Origin of the sequence: Paraburkholderia podalyriae, from assembly GCF_014397785.1 — a bacterium.
GTDB classification, from domain to species: Bacteria; Pseudomonadota; Gammaproteobacteria; order Burkholderiales; family Burkholderiaceae; genus Paraburkholderia; species Paraburkholderia podalyriae.
This window is the reverse complement of record NZ_VZQQ01000011.1, coordinates 90,211-109,448: the sequence shown is the minus strand read 5'-3', so window position 1 is coordinate 109,448 and position 19,238 is coordinate 90,211. Positions and strand designations below refer to the sequence as shown.

Genomic DNA, 19,238 nt, shown 5'->3' with positions numbered 1-19,238 from the left:
GTGGCCGGTGCCGGGTGTAGCGGCTGACCTTACCGGCCGCCCGTTTGTTCCAGACGTGCCAGCTTCAGAAACCGGTAGTACACGGTCTCCGCGTTGAACAGAGCGATCATCAACCCGGCGCGGCCGTCCAGAAAGCCGCGGCGCAGCAGATAGGTCCGCACGAACGCCCACAGGCCTCGCCCGAGCGCGAGGCGAATGCTGCCTTTCTGCCCGGCCTCGTAACGCTGCCGCGCGCCGGCTGTCGAATACGCGTCGAGCTTGCGCAGCACGCCCTCGTAGTCCTCGTACGAGTAGTGCATCAGCTTGCCGGTCAGGCGTTGCGCGGGCGTGTCGAAAACGAGGCGCTCGTGCACGAGGTCGTCGGAGAAGCGCGCGGTGCCGCGTTTAAAGAGACGCGGAATCCAGTCGGGATACCAGCCGCTGTGATGGACCCAATGGCCGCAGAAGCTCGACAGACGGTCCAGCGCGTAGACGTCGGCGGCGGGCGCGGCGAGCGTCGCGCGAATCGATGCGGCAAGTTCCGGTGTGACGATTTCGTCGGCGTCGAGCGACAGGATCCAGCTTGTCGTCAGTGCCTCGACCGCGCGATTCTTTTGCGGGCCGAAGCCCGGCCAGTCCGTCTGTTCGATGACCCGAGCGCCGTGCGCGCGGGCAATGTCGGCGGTGCCGTCGCTGCTGCCGCCGTCGATCACGACGATCTGATCGGCGAAGGCCACGGCTTGCAGGCATTCGGCTAGCCGCGCCGCCGCGTTGCGGGTGATGATGGCAACGCCAAGAGTGGTTTCTTGCATACCTGAGTTGCGTGGAGGACGAAGTGACGGAGCGGGCTGCGACCCGGCAATCGAGCAGCGAGTATACACACCCCATCCCGCCCCACACCACAGCGCCGCTTCGCCAGGGGTTCCGCGCATGGCGGCGCGCACCGGGCACCGGCCGTGATCTTCAACCGATTACAATGCTCTTTTTCGATATTCCACGCGGCGGGCCAACCCTGCGCCGCGTGCTCGCTGTTCGGCATTTCCAGAGGATTCCTTGAGCGCCAAGCCAACGTTAAGCAAACCCATGGGTTCAGGCGATGCATCGTCGCCGGCCGTCGTCCTGCGGCGTCTGTGGCCATTCATCAAGCCGCTGCTGTGGGTCGTGCTCGGCGCGATCGTCGCGATGGCGGTGAGCGCCGGCACCGACGCCGCCATTCCCGCGCTGCTCAAGCCGCTGCTCGACAAGGGTTTCGGCTCGCATGCGGTCGACAGGACCAGGTGGCTCGTGCCAGCCGCGGTGATCGGCCTCGCGTTGATTCGCGGCGTGTCGCAGTACGCGTCCGGCTATCTGCTCGCCTACGTGTCGAACAAGATCCTGCTCGAACTGCGTCTGAAGATGTTCGACCGCATGATTCACACGAGCGTCGCGTTCTTCCAGCGCGAAACCGCGAGCACGGTGATCAACGCGATCGTCTTCGAGGTCAACCAGATCCTCAACGTGCTGCTGAGCGTGATGATCACGCTGGTGCGCGATTCGCTGACGGTGATCTTCCTGCTCGGCTATCTGTTCTATCTGAACTGGCGCCTGACGCTGATCGTCGCGGTGCTGTTGCCGGGCATCGGCTGGCTGGTCGGCAAGATCAACCGCCGGCTGCGGCGCCTGAACCGCGAGCATCAGCTGCTGACGAACGAGCTGTCGTATATCGTCGAGGAGACGGTGGGCGGCTACAAGGTCGTCAAGGTGCACAACGGCGAGCAGTACGAGACGGACCGCTTCACTGAAATGAGCCGGCGCCTGCGCGGCTACGCGATGCGCATGACGGTGTCCGGCGGCCTCGCGCAGCCGTTGACGCAGTTCCTCGCGTCGATCGCGCTCGCGGTCGTGATCACGATTGCGGTGGTGCAGTCGTCGTCGGATCAGACGACGGTCGGCGGCTTCGTCGCGTTCGTCACGTCGATGCTGTTGATCATCTCGCCGCTCAAGCATCTGATGGACGTGAATCAGCCGTTGCAGCGCGGCATGACCGCGGCCGAACTGATCTTCGGCCTGATCGACGAGCCGGCCGAGCCAAAAGGCGGCGGCAAGCCGCTCGCCCGCGCGCGTGGCGAGGTCGAGTTCCGCGACGTGTCGTTCAACTACGGCGCGAACTCCACGCACAACCGTCACACGCTCGACCAGGTGTCGTTCAAGGTTGCGCCGGGCGAGATGGTCGCGCTCGCGGGTCCGTCGGGCAGCGGCAAGACCACGCTCGTGAACCTGCTGCCGCGCTTCTTCGATCCGACCGGCGGCGCGATTCTGGTCGACGGCGTGGCGCTGCCCGAATACGACCTGCACGCGCTGCGCAGCCAGATCGCGATGGTGAGCCAGGATGTCGTGCTGTTCAACGACACCATCGCGCACAACGTCGCGTACGGTCAGGCGGTCGATCCGGACAAGGTCAAGGCGGCGCTGCGCGCCGCGAACCTGTGGGACACCGTGCAGGCGATGCCGCAGGGCATCGAGACGCTCGTCGGCGACAACGGCATGATGCTGTCGGGCGGCCAGCGTCAGCGTCTCGCGATCGCGCGGGCGATCCACAAGGACGCGCCGATCCTGATTCTCGACGAAGCGACGTCCGCGCTCGATTCCGAGTCCGAACGCCACGTGCAGGCGGCGCTCGAAACGCTGATGAAGGGCCGCACCACGCTCGTGATCGCGCACCGGCTCTCGACGATCGAGCGCGCCGACCGCATTCTCGTGATGGAGGCGGGGCGGATCGTCGAGCGCGGCAGCCATCGCGAACTGCTCGAGCACGACGGCTTGTACGCGCATCTGCACCGCATCCAGTTCCAGCAAAGCGCGGTTTGATCCGGCACGTTGCGGACGGGAGCGCGGGCCGGTGTTGTGTTTAAGTCTCAATTGGTTGCGCTTTTTCGGCGCTAATCGCATGCTGGCGGGCAACCACGGCCCGTCTGGCGGAAATCGACTGCCCATGTTTCACGACGATCCGAGCAAGCCGCTCGTCTCCATCGCGCTCGCGACGTACAACGGCCGCACTTATCTGCCCGAGCTGCTGGCCTCACTCGAAGCGCAGAGTTGGCCCCGTCTCGAAGTCGTGGTGTCCGACGACGCCTCCAGCGACGGCACCCGCGAACTGCTCGCGTCCTATGCGGGACGCGTGTCGGTGCGGCTCGTCGGCGATGGTACGCGGGCCGGCATCGTCGGCAATTTCGAGCGCGCGCTCGCCGGTTGCCGCGGCGACTACATCGCGCTCGCCGACCAGGACGACGTCTGGGCGCCCGACAAAGTCACCGATCTGATGCGCGAGCTGCGGCGCGCGGAGAGCGCGGGAGGCGGCGCCGCGAAGCCGGCGCTCGCGTTCTGCGACATCGAGCTCGTCGACTCGACGCTGTGCTGTTTATCGCGCTCGCTGTTCGATATCACCGCGAAGTCGCGCTGCGCGACGCGACTGCGCGATTTTCTGCTGAGCAACCACGTGCCCGGCTGCGCGATGCTCGTCAATCGCGCGACGCTCGAACGCGCGCTGCCATTCCCGCCCGGCATCGCGATGCATGATTGGTGGCTCGCGATGGTGGTCGCGTCGTTCGGCGAGATTCGTCACGTCGAGGCGTCGCATCTGAAGTATCGGCAGCATGACGGCAACGCGGTCGGCGCGAGCGCGACCAACGAGCGCGGCGCGGCGCGCGACGAATGCGGCGCCGAGGCGGCACGGCGACGCGGCGCGAGCCGGCAGCGGCAGATCGAAGCCATCGCGGATCAGGTGCGGGCGTTCGCGCGGCGCTTCGGCGCCGAGCTGCCCGTCGACGCGCGCCACGACATGTACGCGTTTTCGCGCGGTGTCGCGAGCTGGCGCGGCGCGTTCGAGTTCGTGATGATCAGCCACACCGGCGAGACGTTCGTGCGCTCGGTGAAGATACTGCGGCGTTTGCGCGCGAGCGTGTTGAGCTTTGGCGTCGAGGTGCGACGGCCGAGCCTCGTGCGACGCTTGCGGCAGCGGCGGGGAGCGAAGCGCAGTGTTTCGCGACGCTCGCGTCTGTGAAGACGGCCATGCGCGCTCTCGTCATGCCTTTCTGCCCCGCACGACCCGCTTGATCCAGATGCCCGGCGCATACACCACCGGGCAACTCGCATAAAGAAACATCCGAATCCGCAGCCCGAGCTTCACGCCGGCGCTGCGCGTCACCAGCCCGATGCGTTCGCCGAGGCCGCCCGCTTCGAACATCGCGTGGATGAACTGCTCGCGCGCGAGCTTCGGCGCCATCGCCGCGCGCATGCGTTCGGCGACGCCGGCGATTTCAGCGTCGCGCTGCAGCTGCGCGAGTTCCGCCAATCCGTAGCGATTGCTCTGCCGCATCCGCGCGACCAACTCGTCGACCGACTGGTAACGGCGCTTGCGCGATAGCCCGCCGCGCCGGTAGCGGACCAGCGGCTCGCGCAGACTGATCGCACCGCCCGACAGGATCGCGCGCAGCACCATGATCTGATCCTCGGCCGCGGCGCCGGGCAGCATCGGCCCGAAGCGTTCTATCAGGCGTCGTGACCACGTATGCGCGGCGCCGATCAGCCATGGACGCTCGACGAGCCAGTCGTCGAAGCTGCGATAGCGGTCGAGCCCGGTCGGGCTCACGCGCTCGTGCACCTGACCCGCTTCGTCCATGTCGGCGAGATCGGTCGCGATCAGGTCGGGGCGGCGCCCATGCGCGAGCCAGCAGTCGACGACGCGTTCGCAGCGTTCGGGCGCCGACATGTCGTCGCCGGCGGCGACGAACAGCAGTTCGCCGTGCGCGAGCTGCGCGAGTTGCGACAGGTGCGCGCTGATGCCTTGGTTCGCGCTATTGCGCCGCGCGATCACGCGATGCGGCCCTGCGTAGCCGGCGAGCGCCGCTTCGATCGAGGCGTAGGTGGCGTCGCTGGACGCGTCGTCGGAGACGATGATTTCGAGCGGCTCGTAGGTCTGCGCGAGCGCGCTGCGCACGGCGTCGCCGATCTGCTCCGCCTGGTCGTAGGCGATCACGAGCATCGAGACGAGCGGACGGGTGGTGTCGGCGGTTGCAGGGGTTGCGAGGCGCGGCGGGCTATCGGTCATAAGGTCGAGGCGAAGGCGATTGGCCTAGATTCTAGCCGCTGACGGCCGCGCCGCGCGACGCACGCGGCAAACCTGAGCACTGCGAGCTGAGCCCGGCGAAACCATCCTTTACAATTGCCGCTGCCCCGAAACTGCGCACCCACGGCCCCGTCCGCGCGTGCGTCTCACCGAGACCGATCCTTGTCAGAGCCAACCCGCGACGCAGCCCTCGACCCGCACCGCCGTCCCCTCGTCGACATCGCGCTGACCGCCCAGGCGCTGAAGAACAGCGGCGGCGCCGAGCGCTACACGCGCGATGTGATCGCCGGACTGCATCGCATGGGTCTGCGCCCGACGCTGTTCGCGCGCGAGATCGATCGCGCGCTGCCCGAGGCCGCGTGGATCGATGCGCAGCCGCTCAACGTGCGCTGGGCGCCGCGCAAGCTGCGCAACCTCGCGTTCGACTGGCGTCTGAAGCAGCGTTTGAAGCGGCATCGTCCGGCGTGCGTGTTCTCGATCAATCACTCGACGCATGCCGACGTCGCGTTGTGCGGCGGCACGCACCCGGGCTCGCTCGAAGCCGCGGGCCGCGCGCCGCGCCGCAGCGACGCATGGCAGATCGAGCTCGAGCGGCGCGTCTACACGCGGGCGCGCTCGATCGTCGCGCATTCGCAATTGATGAGCCGGGAGTTGCAGCGTTTCTATCACGTGCCGGCCGCGCGCATCGACGTGCTGTATCCGCCGGTCGACACTGAACGCTTCAGGCCGCTCGACGCCGCCGCGCGCGCGGCCGTGCGCCGCCAGCTTGGTGTGCCCGACGATCGCATGATGTTCGTGTTCTCGTCGACGAGTCACGAGCGCAAGGGCTATGCGCTGCTCGAAGCGTTTTTCTCGCGGACGACCCTGCCGGTGTGTCTCGTCGTCGCGGGCCGCCCGGTGCCAAAGACCAGTGACACGATCCGTTACGCGGGCTATAGCAAGGACATCGAGAAGCTGTTCGCGGCCGCCGATTTCACGGTCGTCGCGTCGGCGTACGAGCCGTTCGGACTCGTCGGCGTCGAGTCGGTGATGTGCGGCACGCCGCTCGTAATCGCCGACAACGTCGGCTCGGCGGAGACCGTGACCGGCGCGGCGAAGATCGAGTTCTCGCGGCAGTCCGCGGGCAGTTTCGAGCGCGCGATCGAGCAGGCGATCGCGCGCGTGAAGAGCGGTGGTGCCCGCATCGCGGCGCCGCGCGACAGCCTCGTGTACGACCCGAGCGTCGATGCGCACGTCGCGGCGCTTTACGAGGTGTTCACGCGCGGATGACAGCGGCGCGCCGCGCTCGGCTCGCCGCTTCTGCTCGCCGCTCCTGCTCGAATCGAAATCAATCGCGCGGCTGCTTCTCGCGCACCAGCGCCGCTGGCGTCGGCGTGGGACGCGCTTCGCTTCGCAATTCGCGTTTGCGCGCATCGATCACCGCCAGCAGCGTCGCTACCAGCAACGCGAGCAGCACCGTCACCATGATCGGCACCAGCACGTCGATCGTGAGCCCGAAGATCACCGTGCTGGCCGCGACCGCAAGACCCGCGTACGACGCGGCGCGAATTGCTGGATCGGTCGCGTGCCGGTGCCGCCAGAAATACACCCCCATCCCATAGTAGAACAGCAGCAGGCAGATCACGCCGACCGCGCCCATCTCGGCGAGCGTCGAGAAAAAGTCGCTATGCGCGCGCTCGTTGACGATTTCGGCCTTCACTTCGCCGCGCTTTGCCATCACGCCGAGTTCGTCGACCAGACGGCCCTTGCCGATGCCCCACACCGGATGTCGCTCGAAGATCATCCGCGACGCATCCCACAGTTGCAGGCGCAGACCCGTGGCCGTGAAATCCTCGCCCTTGTGCATCATCGATACGTCGTTCGGCACTTCGGCGAAGCGCTTGCGAACCCGTTCGGTCGATAGCAGACCACCCGCCGCGATCACGATCACGAGCGTCGCGATCAGCATGCGCTTTTTATGGGCGAACCACTGGTACTGCATGCCGAGCAGCACGACGAACGCCGGCACCGCGAGCCAGCCGCCGCGTGAGCCCGACAGAAACGACGCATAGCCGCCCGACACCAGCGCGAGGACCCGCGGCACGAGCACGCGCCAGTCGCGTGGATTGTCCCAGCCGAGCGTGAATACTGACAGGAACGCGAGCAGCAGCGCGGTATCGCCGAACGGAATCGCGTTCGTGTACGAGTTGTTCAGGCGTTTCGCGTCGGTCCAGCCGCCGGGCGGCTGATCGATGATCGCCCATGCGCCGACCGCGAGCGCGCCGGCCGCGCAGCCCCAGCCGATCATGCGCAGATTGCGCGACGGCAATTGCCGCAGCAGCAGGAACACCAGCAGTGCGAGCACGAAGCGCGTCAACGAGTCGAACTCGCGTGGCAGCCAGTAGCCGAGCGCCAGCTGCTGCACGCCGACCCCGACGACGAACGCGAGCATGCCGACCGTGAACCAGCGATAGGTGCGCAACGCGGAGAAATAGCCCGGCATGCGCCGGTTGACGATGGCCGCGCCCAGCGCAAGCGCGACGAGCGCGAAAAAGCAGTAGCCGGTGCCGCCGCGCCAGATCAGATTGACCGCGGGCGCGAGAAACAGCAGAGCCGACGTGAGCCAGACCAGACTGGATGCAAAAATCATAGGTCTACGTTATCGATGAACACTACCGTTCCGGTGGTGAAATTGCAGGAGGCGCCGGACCATTTGAGTTTTTCAAGACGGCAGAGCGATCCGGATTATAACCATGCGCTTCCTTGCGAAATGCTTGCTGCCGCACGCGGTAGGGTTCTACTGGCGCGCGGCATGCGGCGGGGCGGGGGCGGGCGGCGTCTGTCGTGCGAGCAGACGGGGGCGGTACAATCGCGCGACACTCATGGCCGGCGCGCGGCGCATGCCGCGCCCGCGCCCAGCTCAACGGACCGACTCGATGTTCTCAATCATCATCCCGACCTGGAACAACCTGCCTTATCTGCGGCTCGTGATCAAAAGCCTGCGCCGTCATTCGACACATCCGCACCAGCTCATCGTGCACGTGAACGACGGCTCGGACGGCACGCTCGCGTGGGTGCGCGACGAGGGCATCGAGCACACGGCGTCGCCCGGCAATATCGGCATTTGCCACGCGGTCAACATCGCGGCGGCGCGCGCCACGCAGGACTACATCGTCTACATGAACGACGACATGTACTGCTGCCCCGGCTGGGACGAAGCTCTCGTCAAGCGTCTTGTCCAGATGCCGGCCGACAACCTGTTCATGCTGTCGGGCACGATGATCGAGCCGGTCGATTCGGGCAATCCGTGCGTGGTCGTGCGCGACTTCGGCCGCGACGCGCAGGTGTTCCGCGCCGACGAGCTGGTCGCCGCCGCGCCTGGCCTCGCGCGCGCCGACTGGCGCGGCGCGACGTGGCCGCCGACGCTCGTGCATCGTGACTGGTGGTTCAAGGTGGGCGGCTACAGCAGCGAGTTGAGCCCCGGCATGAGCAGCGACAACGATTTTTCGATGAAGCTGTGGGACGCGGGCTGTCGCGTGTTCGTCGGTGTCGGCGACAGTCTCGTCTATCACTTCCAGCAGAAGAGCACCGGCAAGATCGTGAAGAACGACGGGCGTCGCCAGTTCCTCAACAAGTGGGGGATGACGCAGGCGACCTTCGACCGCTATTATCTGCGCCGCGGCACCGCCCTCGCCGGTGCGCTCGCGCTCAGCGAGCCCGAGCGCACCGGCCGGCTGCGCCGTGCGCTTTTGAAGTCGCGCATCAAGCGCGCGCTGGGCTGACGGGCGTCGAGCCGAAAGCGGCTGCCTGACGCGCGGCGCGTGTCAAACGCCGCCCGTCACGAGCGGCAGCACGGTCAGGTCCGGATGCGTGCCGTCGATGATGCTGCGCCCCACGTGCACCGCTTCGTATAGCGCGTCGTCGAGGCTTGCGAAACTCTCCTCGCCGTCCGCGTGAAACGGCACCGCATGGCCGGGAAGCTGGGGGTTGGCGCCCGGTTGGCAGACATAGCCGAGATACGTGTAGCGGCTGCTTTGCGCGGCCGCTCCTGCGCCATGCGCCGCGTCGGGCGGGTCCTTCGCGACAGGTGAAACGTGTATTTCGAAGCCCTCGTATTGCACCGTCTGCCAGGCTGCGGTTTCGTCGGCCATGGCCGCCTCCGTCTAAGTCTGTCCTGTCCAGAAGTCTAGGTGATTTACCGCCAGAACGCGCGGGCGGGCCGCCAGGCTCGCCAGAACGCCCCTGCCAGCTCGCGTCGGATAAAATGCTGCGCTTTGCCCAAATCCGACTTCGCTCATGTGGTTCAAAAACCTTCAGCTGCACCGTCTGCCCGCTCCGTGGTCCGTTACCCCTGAACAGATGCAGAAATGGCTCGCGCCGTACGCGTTCGCGCCCGGCCAGAGCATCGAGATGCAGGCCCAAGGCTGGGCGCCGCCGCGTGACGGCGACTCGCTCGTCTACGCGATGAACGGACAGATGCTGCTGACGTTTCGCGCCGAGAAGAAGCTGCTGCCCGCATCGGTCGTCACGCAGGTCACGCGCGAGCGCGCGGCCGAGCTCGAGGAGCAGCAGGGCTTCAAGCCTGGCCGCAAGCAAATGCGTGATCTGAAGGAGCAGGTCACCGACGAGCTGCGGCCGCGCGCGTTCAGCATCCGCCGCGATACGCGCGTGTGGATCGATTGCACGAACGGCTGGCTCGTGATCGACGCGGCGTCGCAGGCGGTCGCCGACGATGTGCGCGGTCTGCTCGTGAAGTCGATCGACTCGTTGCCGATGATGACGGTGCGCGTCGCGCAGTCGCCGGTCGCGGCGATGACCGGCTGGCTGCTCGACGGTGACGCGCCGGCGGGTTTCACGCTCGACCAGGACACCGAGCTGCGTTCGCCCACCGAGGGCAACGCGATGGTGCGCTATGTCGGCCATGCGCTGGATGCCGAAGACATGCGCCGCCACATCGAGGCCGGCAAACAATGCATGCGGCTTGCGATGACGTGGAACGATCGCGTGTCGTTCGTGCTGACGCCGTCGCTGACGATCAAGCGCGTCGCGCCGCTCGACGTGCTCAAGGAAGCGAGCGACCCGACCGCGCAGAACGACGACGAGCGCTTCGATTCCGACGTCGCGCTGATGACGGCCGAACTCGACCGCATGCTGCGCGATCTGATCGATGCGTTGGGCGGCGAGCAGAGCGAGCAAGGGTTCGCGTTGCCGCAGGCTGTGGCGGCTTGAGCGCAAATGGATCGGGTAGGTCCGCCGCTGGCCTGGCGCGCCGCGCTGACGACAGTCTGCGCGCAATCGGCCACGCATGAACCCCGGTAAAACTCCGTGCGCTGCCGCACCTTCGATGCAGACGAAAAAACGACAGCCGTATCAAAGGCTTGCAGATCTTTCCGGGAAGTTATGCACAGATTTGCCAACAAAAACTGTGGGTAACTTTGCCGTGTCGTCGCGCGCTTCGCCGCGCGTCGACGCGCCGTCAGTTTTCGAGAGCCCACGCGCGCTTGCGGCGCAGCAGCGCCGGGCCGATCGCTACCGCCGCGCCGATGCCGCCCATCGTCAGCGATAGTGCGACGATCAGTGGGCCGGTTTGCGTGCGCGCGGAGAACACGCCGACGAGCAGGCCGGCGAGAGGCTGCGTCAGGTTGTTCAGCAGAATCGCGACGCCGATCGTCTTGCCGTAATCCTCAGGCGGAATGATCTGCAAACGCGCGCTGCGGATGTAGACGTTGAACATCTTGTCAAAGCCGACGATCAGCAGAAAGCCGAGCGCATAGCCCCACGGCGACGCGCTCGCGCCCGCGATCACGCCGCCCGCGCAGATCATCACGAACGCGACGAGACCGAGCACGCGCGCGGGCCAGCCGGCGCGCGCCACCGTCAGCAGCACCAGCACCGTGGCGATCGCGCCGGCCGTTTGCAAACCCGCGTAGTAGCGGTTCGATTGCGCATGCAAGCCCGTCACCATCGCCGCCGATGTCGCGAGTGTCACACCGATTACGAGGTTCTCCGCGGCCGCGAGCATGATGACCTTTCTCAGGCCCGGCAGGGTCCACACGTGATTGAGCGCGATGCGCAGCGGCGTGCTCCAGTGAGCGGTGGGTGCGAGCGAATGGGCGGACGAATCAGCGGACGAATCAGCGGGCGCGCGAAAACCGCTTAGTCGCTGCCAGACGAACAGCGCGGCGTCGGCGCAGAGAAACAGCACGCCGGTCGCGGCGACTACCCATTCCCAGCGCCACAAGCCGAGCAGCAGCGCGGCGAGCATCGGCCCGAGCACGAAGCCGAGCTGATCGGCCAGTTGCGAATACGCGAGCACCTTCTGGATCTGCTGAGTGCTGAAGATCTGCGGCAGCATCACCTCGCGCGCGACGAGTCCCTGGCTCGTCAGCACGCCGCACGCGGCCGACAGCGCGATCAGCCAGCCGATGCCGCCGAACAGCGCATACGCGGCGATACCGCCGAAGCATGCGAGCGCGCGCACCGCCTGGCTCAGCCGCATCAGACGCAGTGGCGGGAAGCGGTCGCACAGCGCGCCGAAGAACGGGAACACGAGGTAACGCGGCAGCGTTTCGATGAAGAACGCGAGGCCCGACCACGAGACTTGGCGCGTCGTCTGAAACACGACGAGCGGCACCAGAAAGAGCAGGATCTGATCGGCGAGACGCGCGATGAACAGCGAGCAGAAGAAGGCCTGATGGTTGACGCGCACCGTGGTTGTCTCGCCGTGTTGGGGTCGAGACCGATGCTATCAAAAGTTCGCGCGTGCGAGGTACGCGCACGCGCCCGTGTGCTCTGCTACTCGCTGCGATACGCGTGCTCGAGCGGCGCGATATCGAGCTTGACCATCTTCATCATCTGCGCCATCACGCGGCTTGCCTTCTTGCGGTCCGGGTCGCGCAGCATGTCCATCAATACGTTGGGCGCGATCTGCCACGACACGCCGAAGCGGTCCCGCAGCCAGCCGCACGCCCACGGCTCGCCGCCGCCGTCGAGCAGCTTCGACCAGTAGCGGTCGACTTCTTCCTGCGAGTCGCAGTGCACGAACAGCGAGATGGCCGGCGTGAATGGATATTGCGGGCCGCCGTTCAGGGCCATGAACTCCTGGCCTTCGATTTCGAAGACGATGGCCACTACCTTGCCTTCCGGTCCGGGCCCAGCGTCCGTGTAGTGCAGCGTGGTTGCAATGCGCGAAGCCGAAAACACGGACGTGTAGAACGCCGCGGCTTCTTCCGCATTGCCGTCGAACCATAGGCACGGCGCGATTTTCTGCATGACGTTGCTCCTTCGCGACGGGTGACGGCGGGCGGCGGGCGTATGTTCGCCCGACGCCCGCCGGCTGCTTACTTCTTCTCTTCGGACGAACAGTTCATCGCGGCCATCCCCTGCTGGATTTCCTCGGCGCTCAGGTCGCGCTTGTGCGTCGCGAGCGACCAGCTGTGACCGAACGGGTCCTTGAGCTGGCCGTAGCGGTCGCCCCAGAACATGTCGGTGACGGGCATCGTGACGGTGGCGCCCGCGTCGACCGCCTGTTTGAAACTCGCGTCGACGTCCTGGACGTAGTAGTGAATCGTGACCGGCGTGCCCTTCAGCGTGATGGGGCCGAAGGATTGATGCTCGGGCCATTCGTCGGTCAGCATCAGCATCGAGTCGCCGATTTTCAGCGTCGCGTGCATCACCTTGCCGTCGGGGCCCGGCAGGCGGACCTGTTCGACGGCGTTGAAGGCTTTCGTGTAGAACGCGATCGCTTCGGCGGCGTTCTTGCAGATCAGGTACGGCGTGAGCGAGTGCATCCCGTCCGGGATCGGTTTGACGGCGGCGCTGGACATGACGGTGACTCCTTGAAGTAACGGTTCCTCAGTGGAAAGACCGGCTGCGTGAGCTGGGTCTTCAACGTTACGACGAGTTCGCGGCCGTCGGATCGACACCCCGAAAAAAAATATTTTCAGGCAAGGGCGAGGGCGGCCCGGCCATTTATCCCGCCGGATTGTCCTCGTCCGCGGGCGGCGCGGCCGACGGCGCCGCGCTGCCCGCCGGCGCGCCGAGGATGCTGATCTGAAACGTGTGCGTCGCGGCGAGCGACTGCAGCGTCGCGTCCTCGGGGATGCGCTCGTCGAGCGGCAGGATCACCGAGCCGCCGATCACCGCGCGGCGGCTGTCGTCGGCCGGGCGCAAGCCCCACACGTCCTGATACACGACGGGGACCGAGACGCCGTCGCGCGTCGTGTTGCCGAGGTACAGCATCACGTGCCCGCCGATGTAGATCAGCGTGCGCAGCGGCACCCCATGCCGCGCCAGATAGTCGAGCCGCCCGGCGGGCGTCGAGTCCGACAGATCGACCATGCGGCCGGCGCTCATCTGCGTCGACGAATGGCGCGGCAGCCACACGCCGAACGCGGCGAAAATGCTTTGCAGTTCCGACGAACAGTCGTTGTAGAGCCCGCTATTGCCCCAGCCGTACGGCCGGCCGATCAGCGCTTTCAATAGCATCGCGAGATGGCGCGGCGTCGCGGCGAGCGGCATCGGCGTGATCTGCGTGGCGTCGAGCGACGCGCTGCGGATCAGGGCGCGGCCGTCGACGTCGCGCGCGGGTACGAGCAACTGGAGCGTGGCTGCGTTGCTGCTGGTCGCAGCCGATGATGCCGGGGCACCCGTCACCAGCGGCAGCATCGTCCCGGCCGGAGCGTCGAAGCGGAACACGGCACGGCTGTCGTTGATCGCCGCCGACGCGACGATCACCGCGCCCAGCGACTTCCCGGCCGCCGCGCGCCATTGATCGATGAAACGATCGTCTGCGAACGCGACGCCGTCGCTGCGCACCCAGCCCTGCACGTCGGGCGTCTGCACGTAATGCCACGCGCCGTCGACGCTGCTGCCGAGTACATAGAGCGGCGTGCCGGGCCGCACCGCCGAAATCTGCAGGTTGTCGAACGGGTATCCCTCGCCGGCCAGGCGATGGTCGTAGAACGACGGATCGGTGGTAGGCAACTCGCGCACCATCAGGTTGCCGGTCGCGATCGCGCGCCGCGCGGCCTGATAAACCGGGGTTTGCGTGAACTGCGCGACGTTGATGTTGTGCGCGATCGCGTCGATCCACGCCTTGTCGTGCGGCCGGAAGTTTTCGCCGTAAGCGATGATGCTGCCATGCTTGCGGGTGTTGTCGAACTTGTCGATACGGCGCTGTTGCAGTGCGGCGATGTCCTCGCCCTCGTCGCGAAACACGCGCGTCGTCACCCAGGCGGGATTCCACGGCGATGGCGCGTTCGCGCCCGTGCCGAAGTAGCGCGCGAACAGCGCGTCGAAATGCGCGCGCTGCTCGGCGGCGCTGAGAAACGGCCGATCGTAGTCAGGGCTGTCGGGGTCGAACCAGTGATCGACGTTCTGGTCGTAATGGGCGAGCGGAAACAGCGTGACGTTGTCGACGAACGCGTGCGTATCGCGCGGCGGCGTCGGCGTGCTGCACGCGACGAGCGTCGTGATCGCGGCGCACAGAACAAGGGCGTGGCAGGCACGGCGGGAGAGAGCGGCGACGGGCATAAAGATCAGGCGGATGAGGTCCAGGGGCACGATGATACGGTGTCGGCGATGCCCACGGCGGATTGGATGTTTAGCGGCGGCGCGCGGCTTCCATTACACTCCTTTATCCGTCCACCCCGCGCGTCGCCACGCGCTTGAATCGATAGGGAGCCCGGCATGAAAACCAGCGCACGCAATCAGTTCAGCGGCGAAGTCACCGAAGTCAAGCACGGCGCCGTCAACGACGAAGTCACGCTGCGCACGCCGGACGGTCTCGAGGTCGTCGCGATCATCACGCACGGCAGCGCGAAGTCGCTCGGGCTCGCGGCCGGCAAGCAGGCGTTTGCGCTCGTGAAGGCATCGTCGGTGATCGTGATGGTCGATGTCGCGAAGCACCAGGTGTCGGCGCGCAACTGCATCGAAGGGACCGTCGCGGCCGTGACGAAGGGCGCGGTCAATTCAGAAGTGACGATCAGCGCGGGTAGCGCGCAGATCGCGGCGATCATCACGAACGACAGCGTCGAGCGCCTCGGCCTCGCGAGCGGCAAGACGGCGACGGCGATTTTCAAGGCGTCGAGCGTGATTATCGGTGTCGATCAGTAAGGGGCTCCGGTATCGCGTATGGCGCGAACGATGATGCCGTCCCATCCAGAAACAATCGTGTGAGCGTCACCTGTTGGCGCTTTCCATCCCGCATTGATCACGGACGCCGTCATGTTCGAAGTTTCCTCCTCCTCGCATCTGCCCAGAGCCGCGCAATACGACGAACTGGTCACGCAGGCGCGCGCGCTGCTCGCCGGCGAAACCGACTGGATCGCGAACGCGGCGAATTTTTCATCGTTTGTGTTTCATTCGTTGAGCGATCTGAACTGGGCCGGCTTTTACTTTCACGACGGCCGCGAACTGGTGGTCGGCCCGTTCCAGGGCAAGCCCGCATGCGTGCGCATTGCGCTCGGCAAGGGTGTCTGCGGTACCGCCGCGCAAACCCGTCAGACCCAGATCGTACGCGACGTGCATGAGTTTCCCGGCCATATCGCTTGCGATTCGGCGTCGCAATCGGAAATCGTCGTGCCGCTCGTCACGCCCGACGGCACGCTGATCGGCGTGTGGGATGTCGATAGCCCGCTCATCGCTCGCTTCGACGACGAGGACGCCAAGGGCATGGAAGCGCTGTGCGCGGTGTTTATCGAGGCAGCGCTGCCGCGCGTCGTGTAGTGTCGCCGATTCGCTCCGGCAAGCAACTCGCGTACCGCGCGGTGTAACGGCTGGACAGGAACGTATCGTGCTTGATCTGCGTCGGGACTAACAAACGAATCGAGCCGACGATGAACGACACCCTCTACCGTCTATTTCATCTTCAGCCGTCGCTGCTCGTCACGCTGACGCACGACGTCGTGCATATCGCGATCGCGGTGCTGATCGTCGTGGTCGGCTGGTGGTTGTCGAACCGCGTCGGCGCGATGTTCGCGAAGGCGCTCGCGCGCACGGGCGCGGACCCGACCCTCGCGCCGATGCTGGCCGCGTTGGGTCCGTGGGCCGTGCGCGTGTTCGTCTTCATCGCGGCGCTCGGTGAAGTCGGCATCGCAACCGCCAGCGTATCGGCGGTGCTCGGCGCGGCTGGCCTCGCGATCGGCCTCGCGCTGCAAGGCACGTTGCAGAACATCGCGGCCGGCATGATGCTGCTGTTGCTGCGACCGTTTCGCGTCGGCGACGTGATCGAGGGCAGCGGCGCGGCGGCGGGCATCGTGCGCGAGGTGGGGCTCTTCACGACGCGGATCGAACGAGGCGACGGCAACATCGTGTTCGTGCCGAACAGCCAGATCTGGAGCAATCCGGTGATCAACTACAGTTGTGGCGGCACGCAGCGCATCGAGGTCGACGTGGAACTCGCGCAGCGCAAGGACGTGGATGCGGCGATCGGGCAACTGCAGAAACTCGTGGCCGACGAGCCGCGCGTGCTGAGCGGCTCGACGCTGGCGCCGGTGGTATCGGTTGCGGACTATCCGGCGGATGGCGGCGCGACGTTGCGGATCGCGGCGTGGGTCAGGTCGCCGGATGCGTTCTTCGCGGCTGCTAGAGAATTCGAGGTTGAAATTCTCTGCGTTGCCGTTGCGATAGATGGGGCAGCGCGGATCGTCCAATCGTTAACGCTTGTTGACCTTATTCAGAAGGCAATTCGACTTCCGATGTTCTACTCAGATCCACTACCAAAGGGTGTTCCAAACGCTTGAGCCGATGTTTTGCGGTCTGCCGATCTATCCCGTAATTAATCGCTTTCGACGATCTGCTAGCTTCATGCAATGACAAATGAAGCGATAGGCACGGTACCGCATGCGATCACTTGAAGTAGAGATAAAAGCGGGTAAGCCGTCGCCTTTGTGATTTGCCGCTGGCCGGACGCCAGACCGGCTGACTACGGACGGCTTTGATGCGCCCCCTCTGCGTCGCCCAAAAGGCGCACATCACCACAGCCTGACACTCGCGTAGGTCTTTCGCACCCACTACATCAACACAATGTCGTACTGCTCCTGACTCAAATTCGACTCCACCTGCAACGACACCGGTTTGCCGATGAAATCGATCAGCATCGCCAGATGCTGCGACTCTTCCTCGAGAAACAGATCGATCACCTGCTGCGAAGCGATCACGCGAAACTCGCGCGGATTGAACTGCCGCGACTCGCGCAGAATCTCGCGCAACACGTCATAGCAAACCGTCCGCGCGGTCTTCACTTGCCCCTTGCCTTGGCAAACCGGGCACGGCTCGCACAGTACATGCGCGAGCGACTCGCGCGTACGCTTGCGCGTCATCTCCACGAGCCCGAGTTGCGAGAAGCCATTGACGGTCACACGCGTGCGATCGCGCGACAGCGCCTTCTTCAATTCTCCTAGCACCTGGTCGCGATGTTCGACGTTTTCCATATCGATGAAATCGATGATGATCACGCCGCCCAGATTGCGCAGCCGCAGTTGCCGCGCGATCGTGTGCGCGGCTTCGAGGTTGGTCTTGAAGATCGTGTCGTCGAAGTTGCGCGCGCCGACGTAACCGCCGGTGTTCACATCGATCGTCGTCATTGCCTCGGTCTGGTCGATCACGAGATAGCCGCCCGACTTCAGATCGACGCGACGCGACAGCGCGCGCTGAATCTCGGCCTCGATGTTGTACAGATCGAAGAGCGGCCGCTCGCCGGTGTAGTGGTGCAGCTTCGACGATACCGCCGGCGTGAATTCGGCCGCGAAATCGGCGAGCATCTGATACGTCTCGCGCGAATCGACCTGAATGCGCGACGTTTCGTCGTTGACGAAATCGCGCAGCACGCGCTGCGCGAGATTCAGATCCTGGTAGAGCAGGCTGGTGGGCGGCATGCGCTGCGCCTGCGACAGAATCGTCGCCCACGTCTTGCGCAGATACGCGACGTCGGCGGCGAGTTCTTCGCTCGTCGCGTCCTCGGCGATCGTGCGCACGATGTAGCCGCCTTTCTCGTCGGCGGGCAGCACCGCGGTCAGACGCGCGCGCACGGCCTCGCGCTCGGCTTCGCTTTCGATCTTCTGCGAGATGCCGATGTGCGGCTCCTGCGGCAGATACACGAGCGTGCGCCCGGCGATGCTCGCTTGCGTGGACAGCCGCGCGCCCTTCGTGCCGATCGGGTCCTTGACGACCTGCACCATCAGCGTCTGGCCTTCGAAGACGATCTTTTCGATCGGTTGATGCGGCGTTTGATGTTGTGCTTCGCCGGCGATGCGCGGATGCCAGATGTCGGCGACATGAAGGAACGCGGCGCGTTCGAGGCCGATGTCGATGAACGCCGATTGCATGCCCGGCAGCACACGCACGACCTTGCCGAGATACACATTGCCGACGCGCCCGCGCGACAGCGTTCGTTCGACATGAAGTTCCTGGACGGCGCCCTGTTGAACGAGCGCGACGCGCGTTTCCTGCGGCGTGACATTGATCAGGATTTCTTCATTCATGGTGTTGTTCTAGAAGTCGATGCGCGCTGCCCGCAGCAGGGCAGCGGTTTCAAAAAGCGGCAAACCCATGATACCCGAATAGGACCCGTCTATACGCTCGATAAACTCCGCCGCGCGTCCCTGCACGCCATAAGCGCCTGCCTTGCCGAGCGGCTCGCCGCTCGCCGCGTAGCGACGCAGCGCGTCTGCGTGCACTGCAGCAAAACGCACCTTCGAGACCGACAGCGCCGGGGGCAGCAACGTACCATCGGCGTCGATCACGGCGAGCGCGGTCAGCACTTCGTGCGTGCGGCACGCGAGGCGTGTGAGCATGGCGAGCGCGTCGTCGGCATCGATGGGTTTGCCGAGAATCGCGTCGTCGATCGTGACGGTGGTGTCGGCGACGAGGATCGGCTGCGCCGCGTGGCCGCCGTCGACCAGCCGCGCGCGCGCCGCATGCGCCTTCGCGATGCACACGCGCTGCACGTAGTCGCGTGCATGTTCGCCAGTCCGTTCGGCTTCGAGCGCTTCGGCGTCTTCATCGGGACGCGGCAGCAGCAATTCGAAACGCACGCCGAGCTGTTGCAGCAGCTCCTGGCGGCGTGGACTTTGCGAGGCGAGGTAGACGAACGGATGCAGAGAAGCGGAGGACGTGGGCATGAACGGGTCTCGACGGAGCGGGAAACGGATGGCGCGAGGGCGGTGAACGCTGG

The 19,238-nt window shown here is 65.7% G+C and carries 18 protein-coding genes; 8 read left to right on the top strand and 10 right to left on the bottom strand.

Features of this window, described 5'->3' with window-relative positions; translation table 11 throughout:
• Nucleotides 1-29 precede the first annotated feature (29 nt).
• On the bottom strand, nt 30-791 hold the full coding sequence (locus F6X42_RS15490; RefSeq protein WP_187635055.1) for a glycosyltransferase family 2 protein: 762 nt from the start codon (nt 789-791) through the stop codon (nt 30-32).
• Between the two features lie 241 nt (nt 792-1,032).
• Here F6X42_RS15490 and msbA point away from each other — a divergent pair, with 241 nt between their 5' ends.
• Both msbA and F6X42_RS15480 read left to right on the top strand, forming a co-directional pair.
• The gene (gene msbA / locus F6X42_RS15485; RefSeq protein ID WP_187635054.1) at nt 1,033-2,826 is read left to right on the top strand and encodes a lipid A export permease/ATP-binding protein MsbA; all 1,794 of its coding nucleotides are present in this window, start codon (nt 1,033-1,035) and stop codon (nt 2,824-2,826) included.
• Nucleotides 2,827-2,950: 124 nt separating this feature from the next.
• Nucleotides 2,951-4,018, top strand: a complete 1,068-nt coding sequence (locus F6X42_RS15480; protein ID WP_187635053.1) for a glycosyltransferase family 2 protein — start codon at nt 2,951-2,953, stop codon at nt 4,016-4,018.
• Between the two features lie 21 nt (nt 4,019-4,039).
• Here the strand turns inward: F6X42_RS15480 and F6X42_RS15475 are convergent, their stop codons facing one another.
• Nucleotides 4,040-5,065: a glycosyltransferase family 2 protein gene (locus tag F6X42_RS15475; RefSeq protein ID WP_187635052.1), complete on the bottom strand. Its 1,026-nt coding sequence runs from the start codon at nt 5,063-5,065 to the stop codon at nt 4,040-4,042.
• Between the two features lie 180 nt (nt 5,066-5,245).
• On the opposite strand from F6X42_RS15475, the gene F6X42_RS15470 reads away from it, so the two are divergent.
• A complete protein-coding gene (locus tag F6X42_RS15470; protein WP_187635051.1) occupies nt 5,246-6,352 on the top strand; it encodes a glycosyltransferase in 1,107 nt (368 codons plus the stop codon).
• Nucleotides 6,353-6,410: 58 nt separating this feature from the next.
• Here the strand turns inward: F6X42_RS15470 and F6X42_RS15465 are convergent, their stop codons facing one another.
• Nucleotides 6,411-7,712: an O-antigen ligase family protein gene (locus tag F6X42_RS15465; protein WP_187635050.1), complete on the bottom strand. Its 1,302-nt coding sequence runs from the start codon at nt 7,710-7,712 to the stop codon at nt 6,411-6,413.
• A 286-nt stretch (nt 7,713-7,998) separates the two neighbouring features.
• Between F6X42_RS15465 and F6X42_RS15460 the strand changes: the two genes are divergently transcribed.
• Nucleotides 7,999-8,844 carry a glycosyltransferase family 2 protein gene (locus tag F6X42_RS15460; RefSeq protein ID WP_187635049.1) on the top strand — a complete coding sequence of 282 codons (846 nt, stop codon included), beginning with the start codon at nt 7,999-8,001 and terminating at the stop codon, nt 8,842-8,844.
• 42 nt (nt 8,845-8,886) lie between these two features.
• On the opposite strand, the gene F6X42_RS15455 is transcribed toward F6X42_RS15460, so the two are convergent.
• Nucleotides 8,887-9,213, bottom strand: a complete 327-nt coding sequence (locus F6X42_RS15455; RefSeq protein WP_187635048.1) for a hypothetical protein — start codon at nt 9,211-9,213, stop codon at nt 8,887-8,889.
• A 145-nt stretch (nt 9,214-9,358) separates the two neighbouring features.
• On the opposite strand from F6X42_RS15455, the gene F6X42_RS15450 reads away from it, so the two are divergent.
• Nucleotides 9,359-10,291 carry a recombination-associated protein RdgC gene (locus tag F6X42_RS15450; RefSeq protein WP_187635047.1) on the top strand — a complete coding sequence of 311 codons (933 nt, stop codon included), beginning with the start codon at nt 9,359-9,361 and terminating at the stop codon, nt 10,289-10,291.
• A 247-nt stretch (nt 10,292-10,538) separates the two neighbouring features.
• Here F6X42_RS15450 and F6X42_RS15445 read toward each other — a convergent pair whose 3' ends face one another.
• From F6X42_RS15445 to F6X42_RS15430, 4 genes are all read right to left on the bottom strand, one after another.
• Entirely contained in the window at nt 10,539-11,771 is a 1,233-nt protein-coding gene (locus F6X42_RS15445) for an MFS transporter (RefSeq protein WP_187635046.1), read from the bottom strand.
• Between the two features lie 86 nt (nt 11,772-11,857).
• Entirely contained in the window at nt 11,858-12,334 is a 477-nt protein-coding gene (locus tag F6X42_RS15440; RefSeq protein ID WP_187635045.1) for a VOC family protein, read from the bottom strand.
• Nucleotides 12,335-12,402: 68 nt separating this feature from the next.
• A complete protein-coding gene (locus F6X42_RS15435; protein ID WP_187635044.1) occupies nt 12,403-12,888 on the bottom strand; it encodes a VOC family protein in 486 nt (161 codons plus the stop codon).
• Nucleotides 12,889-13,033: 145 nt separating this feature from the next.
• Complete coding sequence (locus tag F6X42_RS15430) at nt 13,034-14,596, bottom strand: SH3 domain-containing C40 family peptidase (protein ID WP_187635152.1); 1,563 nt, start codon at nt 14,594-14,596, stop codon at nt 13,034-13,036.
• Between the two features lie 156 nt (nt 14,597-14,752).
• On the opposite strand from F6X42_RS15430, the gene F6X42_RS15425 reads away from it, so the two are divergent.
• The 3 genes from F6X42_RS15425 to F6X42_RS15415 all read left to right on the top strand — a co-directional run bounded on the left by F6X42_RS15425 (nt 14,753) and on the right by F6X42_RS15415 (nt 16,806).
• Nucleotides 14,753-15,178: a TOBE domain-containing protein gene (locus F6X42_RS15425; RefSeq protein ID WP_187635043.1), complete on the top strand. Its 426-nt coding sequence runs from the start codon at nt 14,753-14,755 to the stop codon at nt 15,176-15,178.
• Nucleotides 15,179-15,289: 111 nt separating this feature from the next.
• Nucleotides 15,290-15,790 (top strand): free L-methionine (R)-S-oxide reductase MsrC, encoded by a 501-nt coding sequence (gene msrC, locus F6X42_RS15420; protein ID WP_187635042.1) that lies wholly within the window; start codon nt 15,290-15,292, stop codon nt 15,788-15,790.
• Between the two features lie 110 nt (nt 15,791-15,900).
• A complete protein-coding gene (locus F6X42_RS15415; protein WP_246530101.1) occupies nt 15,901-16,806 on the top strand; it encodes a mechanosensitive ion channel family protein in 906 nt (301 codons plus the stop codon).
• Between the two features lie 270 nt (nt 16,807-17,076).
• Here the strand turns inward: F6X42_RS15415 and rng are convergent, their stop codons facing one another.
• Entirely contained in the window at nt 17,077-18,546 is a 1,470-nt protein-coding gene (rng, locus tag F6X42_RS15410) for a ribonuclease G (protein WP_187635041.1), read from the bottom strand.
• 9 nt (nt 18,547-18,555) lie between these two features.
• The gene (locus F6X42_RS15405; RefSeq protein WP_187635040.1) at nt 18,556-19,185 is read right to left on the bottom strand and encodes a Maf family protein; all 630 of its coding nucleotides are present in this window, start codon (nt 19,183-19,185) and stop codon (nt 18,556-18,558) included.
• Nucleotides 19,186-19,238 lie beyond the last annotated feature (53 nt).

Coding starts and splice junctions, on each gene's coding strand:
- F6X42_RS15430 (WP_187635152.1), bottom strand. CDS start 14,596: ATGCCCGTCGCCGCTCTCTCCCGCCGTGCCTGCCACGCCCTTGTTCTG.
- F6X42_RS15450 (WP_187635047.1), top strand. CDS start 9,359: ATGTGGTTCAAAAACCTTCAGCTGCACCGTCTGCCCGCTCCGTGGTCC.
- F6X42_RS15465 (WP_187635050.1), bottom strand. CDS start 7,712: ATGATTTTTGCATCCAGTCTGGTCTGGCTCACGTCGGCTCTGCTGTTT.
- F6X42_RS15405 (WP_187635040.1), bottom strand. CDS start 19,185: ATGCCCACGTCCTCCGCTTCTCTGCATCCGTTCGTCTACCTCGCCTCG.
- F6X42_RS15440 (WP_187635045.1), bottom strand. CDS start 12,334: ATGCAGAAAATCGCGCCGTGCCTATGGTTCGACGGCAATGCGGAAGAA.
- F6X42_RS15460 (WP_187635049.1), top strand. CDS start 7,999: ATGTTCTCAATCATCATCCCGACCTGGAACAACCTGCCTTATCTGCGG.
- F6X42_RS15435 (WP_187635044.1), bottom strand. CDS start 12,888: ATGTCCAGCGCCGCCGTCAAACCGATCCCGGACGGGATGCACTCGCTC.
- F6X42_RS15425 (WP_187635043.1), top strand. CDS start 14,753: ATGAAAACCAGCGCACGCAATCAGTTCAGCGGCGAAGTCACCGAAGTC.
- F6X42_RS15415 (WP_246530101.1), top strand. CDS start 15,901: ATGAACGACACCCTCTACCGTCTATTTCATCTTCAGCCGTCGCTGCTC.
- rng (WP_187635041.1), bottom strand. CDS start 18,546: ATGAATGAAGAAATCCTGATCAATGTCACGCCGCAGGAAACGCGCGTC.
- F6X42_RS15480 (WP_187635053.1), top strand. CDS start 2,951: ATGTTTCACGACGATCCGAGCAAGCCGCTCGTCTCCATCGCGCTCGCG.
- F6X42_RS15490 (WP_187635055.1), bottom strand. CDS start 791: ATGCAAGAAACCACTCTTGGCGTTGCCATCATCACCCGCAACGCGGCG.
- F6X42_RS15475 (WP_187635052.1), bottom strand. CDS start 5,065: ATGACCGATAGCCCGCCGCGCCTCGCAACCCCTGCAACCGCCGACACC.
- msrC (WP_187635042.1), top strand. CDS start 15,290: ATGTTCGAAGTTTCCTCCTCCTCGCATCTGCCCAGAGCCGCGCAATAC.
- F6X42_RS15455 (WP_187635048.1), bottom strand. CDS start 9,213: ATGGCCGACGAAACCGCAGCCTGGCAGACGGTGCAATACGAGGGCTTC.